The 7,292-nt window shown below is 46.7% G+C and carries 6 protein-coding genes; 1 reads left to right on the top strand and 5 read right to left on the bottom strand.

Features of this window, described 5'->3' with window-relative positions; translation table 11 throughout:
- Positions 1-68: 68 nt before the first annotated feature.
- Both MBO_RS07805 and MBO_RS07800 read right to left on the bottom strand, forming a co-directional pair.
- On the bottom strand, positions 69-1,358 hold the full coding sequence (locus tag MBO_RS07805) for an adenylosuccinate synthase (protein ID WP_036366390.1): 1,290 nt from the start codon (positions 1,356-1,358) through the stop codon (positions 69-71).
- A gap of 49 nt (positions 1,359-1,407) precedes the next feature.
- The gene (locus MBO_RS07800; protein WP_052585378.1) at positions 1,408-2,637 is read right to left on the bottom strand and encodes an ATP phosphoribosyltransferase regulatory subunit; all 1,230 of its coding nucleotides are present in this window, start codon (positions 2,635-2,637) and stop codon (positions 1,408-1,410) included.
- A 263-nt stretch (positions 2,638-2,900) separates the two neighbouring features.
- On the opposite strand from MBO_RS07800, the gene corA reads away from it, so the two are divergent.
- Positions 2,901-4,238 (top strand): magnesium/cobalt transporter CorA, encoded by a 1,338-nt coding sequence (gene corA, locus MBO_RS07795; RefSeq protein WP_406812849.1) that lies wholly within the window; start codon positions 2,901-2,903, stop codon positions 4,236-4,238.
- A gap of 18 nt (positions 4,239-4,256) precedes the next feature.
- Here the strand turns inward: corA and MBO_RS07790 are convergent, their stop codons facing one another.
- The 3 genes from MBO_RS07790 to truC form a co-directional block, all read right to left on the bottom strand.
- Positions 4,257-5,042, bottom strand: coding sequence for a TIGR03915 family putative DNA repair protein (locus MBO_RS07790; protein ID WP_036366389.1), 786 nt, complete (start codon positions 5,040-5,042; stop codon positions 4,257-4,259).
- Between the two features lie 48 nt (positions 5,043-5,090).
- Positions 5,091-6,347, bottom strand: coding sequence for a putative DNA modification/repair radical SAM protein (locus tag MBO_RS07785; RefSeq protein WP_036366388.1), 1,257 nt, complete (start codon positions 6,345-6,347; stop codon positions 5,091-5,093).
- A gap of 188 nt (positions 6,348-6,535) precedes the next feature.
- A complete protein-coding gene (gene truC / locus MBO_RS07780; protein WP_036366455.1) occupies positions 6,536-7,267 on the bottom strand; it encodes a tRNA pseudouridine(65) synthase TruC in 732 nt (243 codons plus the stop codon).
- Positions 7,268-7,292 lie beyond the last annotated feature (25 nt).

Genomic DNA, 7,292 nt, shown 5'->3' with positions numbered 1-7,292 from the left:
ATACGTTATTTTATTACATAACCAAATAAAACACACCTTAAATAAGGTGTGTTTTTTATGATTAATGATTACGCGTCGTACGGATCTCTAAGTACGATGGTCTCATCACGGTCAGGGCCGGTTGAGATGATGTCTACAGGGCAGCCCACCAATTCTTCGATGCGCTTGATGTAGATTTTGGCATTCTCTGGCAGATCTTCAAACTTAGTGATGCCAATGGTTGACTCGCTCCAACCCGCCAATGTCTCATAAGTTGGTTCTACTTTTTCATAGAATTCTGCATCGTATGCACCTGCGCACTCGCCTGCGGGTACTTTGTATTCGGTCGCAATCTTAATCTCATCAAGACCATCCAGTACATCAAGCTTGGTCAAGCAGATGCCAGACATTGAGTTTAGCACCACCGCGCGACGCAGGCTAACAGCATCGAACCAGCCACAGCGACGGGCACGACCCGTGGTTGCACCAAATTCATGACCCACTTTAGCCAGATGTTCACCCACTTCACAGAACAGCTCAGTTGGGAAAGGACCTGAACCCACGCGCGTGGTATACGCCTTAGTGATGCCCAGTACATAATCAAAGTACAATGGACCCAAGCCTGTGCCTGTCGCCACGCCACCTGCGGTCGTGTTCGAGCTGGTTACGAACGGGTAGGTGCCGTGATCGATGTCAAGTAGCGTGCCTTGAGCACCTTCAAACATTAGGTTCTCACCCGCTTGACGGCGAGTCTCTAGCTCTTCAGTCACATCGACAACCAAATCTCTTAGCTCTTTTGCCCATAGCTGACATAGCTCAAGCGTCGCATCATAATCGATAGCATCAACCTTGTAGTATTGAGTCAGCGCAAAATTATGATATTCCAAAATCGCTTCTAACTTTTTTGGCAGGTCGCTACGGAATAGGTCGGCTACTTTCAGCGCACGGCGAGCCACTTTATCCTCATAGGCAGGACCAATACCACGACCTGTGGTGCCGATCTTAGCATTGCCGCGTTTGATTTCACGCGCCCGATCAAGTGCAGTGTGATAAGGCATGATCAGCGGACAAGCAGCAGAGATGCGCAGACGCTCTCGTACAGGTACACCTTTATCGATTAGACCGTTCATTTCTTTTAGTAATGCATCCGGTGCCAATACCACGCCATTACCGATGAAGCAAGTCACGCCCTCGCGCAAGATGCCAGATGGAATAAGATGCAATACCGTCTTCTCACCGTCCACGACCAATGTGTGACCTGCATTATGACCACCTTGGTAACGCGCTACTGCGGTTGCTTTTTCGGTCAGTAGATCGACGATCTTACCTTTGCCTTCATCGCCCCATTGGCTGCCTAAGACAACGACATTCTTACCCATGATAATTCCTCATTTAACAATTAATTTTCAAATTAGCGACAAATCAAAATCAGTCATCACCGACCAATCGAACAGCCCAACCATCAGCATCATCAAGATGCAACACGCCATCAATCTGGACAGGTCTGTCATCAGCGGATAGTGGCTTGATAACAACACACCCTTCATCTTGCAAGGTTTTGATTTGTATGGTTAGATCTTCTTTTTGGATCTCGGTGCTATTCGTTAGATCTTCATAGTCCACCACAATGATGGTGTCTTCTTGGAGTTCAACGAATTCAAGCAAGCGGTTAATATCCATACTAAAGCCACTCGCCTGTCGTCCTACCGTTGCACAAAAACGTCCGCCACGAACCAAAGGCTGTGTCTGCGTGGTAGATGGTTGATTCAGATATACATTAAATACAATACCGGTATGATAGTGATAACCAGACAGCTCAGTCACATCAACACTCACCGTCATGCCAAGCGCTCTTATGTGCGCACTTAGTGTCGCCAGATCCTTAGTTGCATCGATGATGATCGGATCGTTCTGAGCTTTTTTGGAGAGTTTTACCAATAGATTATCGGCGTCTGGTGTCGCATCTTGAGCCAGATTATGCTTAGCAAGTACCAAAAAATCAGTGCCATCTGGCATATCGGCGCAGAACGCTTGAAGCACTGGCAAGTCTTTTTTGTTATACAGCGCCATCAACTGATTACAAGCTGCCTCATCCAAGCCGTGCAGCCGCGTTAAGCTCTCAAAGATCGCCACATGACCCACATCCACATGAAGATCGCGGCGACTCATACCAATCTCATCTGTCAAGGCAGTGATAAGCTCCAACAAAGACAGCTCCGCACCAACATCGCCCACCCCAAAAATCTCAGCACCCAACTGTAGCGGTGTACGCAACCCGAACAATCCGTTCGGCAATGTCTTTAGTACTTGTCCGATATAACAGTAACGCGCCACGCCTTTGCCATGCTGAGCATCAATGCGCGTGATCTGCGGTGTGATGTCCGCACGAACACCCATCGTACGTCCAGTCAGCTGATCAACAATCTTAAAGGTCTGGCGTTTTAGGTCTTCATCCGCCCCACCAAGCAGCGTCTCGGTGTATTCAATCAAAGGAGGCAACACAAGGCGATAGCCATGCGCCGTCAATACGAACAATAACGCATCGCGCAGACTTTCTTGTTTTTGAGCATCTTTAAATAGAACATCTGCCACACCATCGGGCAGTAGCCAATTTTGAGCATGGGTTTGAAGACTGGTGGAAGCGGTGCAAGCAGGCACAAATCACCCCTAAAAGCATAAAAAATACAATAAAAATAGCAAGTCATTACTTGCCAAATTAAAATAGAGAAAAAACAAACGGTTTTATGTGGTTTTTTCGTGCTTAGTGTACCATTAAATCACGCCCACGACTAGGCTAAATTGCAAATTATTTTAAAAAACCATGAAAACCACCCAGCAAGAACACAATCATGAATTTATAATGAAAGTTAGCTAAAATGTTGCTATAATATGGCAATTTTATCCAGCATCTAAGTTTTGGCATGGATAAGCTTCAAACATCAAGCACACAAGGGGGCGACATGCCGAACAAGCACGATACTGACGACATCCTAGCCCCAGCTGCACCCACAACCAGATCAGAACCGCATCGACCTGACACCATCGAAAGCTATCTAAAAGTTCAAACCAGCGAACACGACATTCGCCCAACCGATGGCGAGCTGGATTTTGGTGAAGAAGATGAAGACGAAGAAGAACTGGTCTTATCGGACAATCAAGACAGCTACATCTACGGCGATGCTGATGCCACAGATGAAGACACCATCGAGACGATGACGGTGTATGACCCTGACGCTGATAGATTTGAAGACCTTGAAGATTCTGGTGACAACGAAACCATCATCTGCTATTCGTATTCTAGAAAAACAGGCGAACCCATCGAACAGCTCGCCATTGATGACGTCAGTCGCGCACTTACCAACAACAACCAATTCATCTGGCTAGGTCTTTACGATCCTAGCATTGAGACCGTTCAGGAAGTCAAGGATGCCTTCGACCTACACGAACTTGCCCTAGAAGACGCCCTTGCCGACCATCAGCGTCCAAAGGTAGAAAGCTATGGCCATGACATGATCTTCGTGGTGGTACGTACCGCAAAGCTAGAAGACAATCAAATCCGCTACGGCACAACCGCGATATTCATGGGTAAGAACTTCATCATCAGCATTCGCCGCGGTGCATCCAACTCATACACCCCTGTGCGAGAGCATTATCATCGCCGCCCTGAACGTCTTCGCTTAGGCCCGATTTTCGTGCTGCACGCGATTTTGGACTTTATTGTCGATAACTATTTGCCGATCACCGACCGTTTGGGTAATTACCTGCGCGAACAAGAACGAAACATTTTTTCATCAGAATTTAGCCGTGACACGCTACGAAGCCTGTATGAATTAAAATCACAATTGGTTCACATGCGCGCGGTCATTCTGCCTGTACAAGACGTGTGTAATTTCTTTATTAACCACAAAAAAAACGAGCTGATCTCAGCCTTTCCTGCTGCTGCCCAGCCCTATTTTAGAGACGTGAACGACCACCTGTTACGTTCGCTGGATGCGGTAAACGGACTTAACGAGATGCTGTCTGTCGCGATGAATACCTATACCACGATGGTTACCATGGGACAGAACGACGTGGTTAGAAAGCTGGCCGCATGGGCAGGTATCGCGGCTGTACCGACTGCCATGGCAGGTATCTATGGCATGAACTTTGAATTCATGCCTGAGCTGACATGGCGTTATGGTTACTTCGCTGTGATTGGGCTGATTTTGGCGATTTGTATGTTTTTATATTATAAATTTCGCAATGCAGGCTGGCTATAAGCATCAACACAAAGGGCGTCAAACGCCCTTTTTCTCGGTCAGATATTGCCAATACCGCCTTGGCAGCTGCGCGATGTGATGCTTAGGATTGATGCGCTCCTTGATGGTGACATGGCGAAAATATGCCTGCCACAGCCTTTGATATATCGGCTCGCGATCCGTGTGAATCACGGACGAATCTCCCAAGACCACTTCATCAATCTGCGCAATCTCACGCACGCCTGCCGTAGGCTCTGTATGGTCATAAAAAATCCCATAACCTCGCACCACATCGAAGATTAGCCAGCTCTGATCGGCAAAGCGCTTGGCAAAAAAATCACCTAGCAGCGGCAGCACATTAAAATCAGGATTCACCTTAGCCAGATACACCCCTTGGGTGGTATCTTCAAACCTTACGAACGCCTGCATGCGATGGCGTTCACGACCTACTTTTTTGACGGCGATTTGAACCGCTTGCACATCAGGATGTGCGAAATTTTGCATGACTTTCTTGTTGGGATTATCCAGCTGATACACCACAACACGAAACAGATGCGTATATATCTTGGCACCTTCTGACAAAAATGCCCACACCACTTCTCGCAGCGGCAAAATTTGCTTAATCTTAATGAGAACGCGCGCCGCCTGATCTTCATTACTCTCAATCCAAATCTCATTCGCCAAGAAATTCGGCACATGATCAAAAGACGACACGATCGATAATGGCGATCTTGCCAATCGCTGCGCATACGCGTAGAACACTGCTGACAGCCAGCCCTCGAAGCTACCATCAAATATCAGCACCGTCTCATCAGCAGATTCCATCAATGATGGTTGGGAATAAGGTGTCAATTGCATGGTCTGATGAGTTACTCAGAATAACGACAGCTGACCTGTGCGATGCTCGCTGAATTTGGTCTTGGTATTACCCATTAGCAGCTCACGGAAATTCTCACGCGTCAGATCATTGAGATAAGGATTAGGCACTGATAACGCCACAAAATACCGCGCTCGGTTCACTGCCGCACCCATCTGTTTAAGATGATCCAACGTCAGTGCGGTGAATTTGCGGGATTTGACGATTTTTTTGGCGGTACGCACACCAATGCCTGGCACACGAAGCACCATCTCATAAGGCGCGGTTTGAATATTGACAGGGAAATGTTCACGATGGCGAATCGCCCAAGCCAATTTAGGATCGAATTGCAAATCCAAAAAAGGTGAATCTGCATCAACGATCTCATCAGCATGAAACCCATAAAAACGCATGAGCCAATCCGCCTGATATAGGCGATTTTCACGCACCAGTGGCACGGGCGTGCTGATGTCAGGCAGTCGTTTATCAGACAGCATGGGCACGTAGCCTGAATAATAGACACGTCTTAGCTCATATTTTTGATAAAAATGACTCGATAAGCGGATGATCTGATGGTCAGTCTCACCCGTCGCGCCGATGATAAACTGGGTGGATTGCCCTGCTGGCGTGAATTTAGGAGCGTGTTTATGGACTTTTTTTGACTCTTTGAATTGCACGATTTGCTCTTGCACCGTTTGCATGGGCGCTTTCATGTCGTCATGGTTCTTCTCAGGTGCTAAGAGCGCAAGCCCTGATTTGGTCGGGATTTCCATGTTTACCGAAAGGCGATCTGCATACAGTCCCGCTTCTTTCATCAGTTCATCGGACGCACCTGGAATGGTCTTTAGATGGATATAGCCTTGAAATCTGTGCTCAGTGCGCAAGGTCTTGGCAACCCGCACAAGCCGCTCCATGGTGTAATCCGCATTCTTAAAAATCCCCGAACTCAAAAACAGCCCTTCGATATAATTTCGCCGATAAAACTGCATGGTCAAATCCACCACTTCTTCAACGGTAAAAGCGGCGCGCGGCGTGTCATTACTACGTCTAGACGTACAATAAGCGCAGTCATAGATGCAGTGATTGGTAAATAGGATCTTCAACAGCGACACACAGCGACCATCTTCGGTAAAACTGTGGCAAATCCCTGACTTAGAGGCATTACCAAGACCGCCTGTATTCTTGCGATTGCCGCCGCTAGATGAGCAGGAGACATCATATTTGGCAGCATCCGCCAAGATAGAGAGCTTCTCTTCGATACGAGTAGAATTCATTAATTTTTCTTAGTTTTTTGTCGGTTTTGATAGATACGATTGGTATGAGTTTATATTATCACTATAATATTTGCCGAACAGGTCATTTAATATGTCCTGACTACTTCGCTGTATATTGGGATGTTGATGATATTTTAAATTAAAATTTTGTTAAAATTTGTACATTGCTTGGTTCTTAAATTTTAATGTCAAACGATAATTCCTGCACCGCTCCATCCAAAATCATGCACCACCTTACCAAAGTCATCATCAATCGGAGCCATCACCGTGATACGCTTACCGCTCATGTCATCAAATGCCAAAGTATGAGCGTGCAAAAGTAGCCTTGATACGCGCGTAAACTCTGCCACCGCACGATTTTGGGCGGTGTCGCCATGCGTGGTATCGCCGACAATAGGATGAAAAAGATGAGTCATGTGCCGTCTTAGTTGGTGCTTTCGCCCTGTAATTGGGGTAAGTTTCATAAGACTATACCGAGATGTGGCGTATCTATCCACCGATACAAAAGGCATTTCGCACGTTGCCAAATTCTCATAATCGGTTATGGCGAATTCAGGTTCTTTATTCGTTTTGGCGAATTTATCGGCGATTTTATCAAGTTTGACTTTTAACGGATAATCAATCCGCCCACTACCCAAAAGATAGCCACGCACCACCGCCAGATAGGATTTATCTACCGTATGATGTTCAAATTGCCCCGACAATGCCCGTGCCGCATCAGACGACTTGGCAAACAATAGTACCCGTGACGTTGGGCGGTCTAGCCGATGAACAGGGAAAACGTGTTGCCCAAGCATATCACGCAAAACCGTCATCACAAATACCGTCTCATGCTTGTCAAGCCATGAGCGATGAACAAGCATACCAGCAGGTTTGTTCACCGCCACCATGTCATCATCTTGATATAAAATTTGTAGCATTTTGCCATTTCCGATTGTTTCATTT

The organism is Moraxella bovoculi 237 (assembly GCF_000696305.2).
Lineage (GTDB): Bacteria > Pseudomonadota > Gammaproteobacteria > Pseudomonadales > Moraxellaceae > Moraxella > Moraxella bovoculi.
Note: the sequence above shows the minus strand (reverse complement) of the source record. Positions and strands in the feature narration are given on the sequence as shown.

Excerpts from the sequence above, each read along its gene's own strand:
- MBO_RS07805 (WP_036366390.1), bottom strand. The coding sequence starts at position 1,358 with ATGGGTAAGAATGTCGTTGTCTTAGGCAGCCAATGGGGCGATGAAGGC.
- MBO_RS07790 (WP_036366389.1), bottom strand. The coding sequence starts at position 5,042 with ATGGAATCTGCTGATGAGACGGTGCTGATATTTGATGGTAGCTTCGAG.
- corA (WP_406812849.1), top strand. The coding sequence starts at position 2,901 with ATGGATAAGCTTCAAACATCAAGCACACAAGGGGGCGACATGCCGAAC.
- MBO_RS07785 (WP_036366388.1), bottom strand. The coding sequence starts at position 6,347 with ATGAATTCTACTCGTATCGAAGAGAAGCTCTCTATCTTGGCGGATGCT.
- truC (WP_036366455.1), bottom strand. The coding sequence starts at position 7,267 with ATGCTACAAATTTTATATCAAGATGATGACATGGTGGCGGTGAACAAA.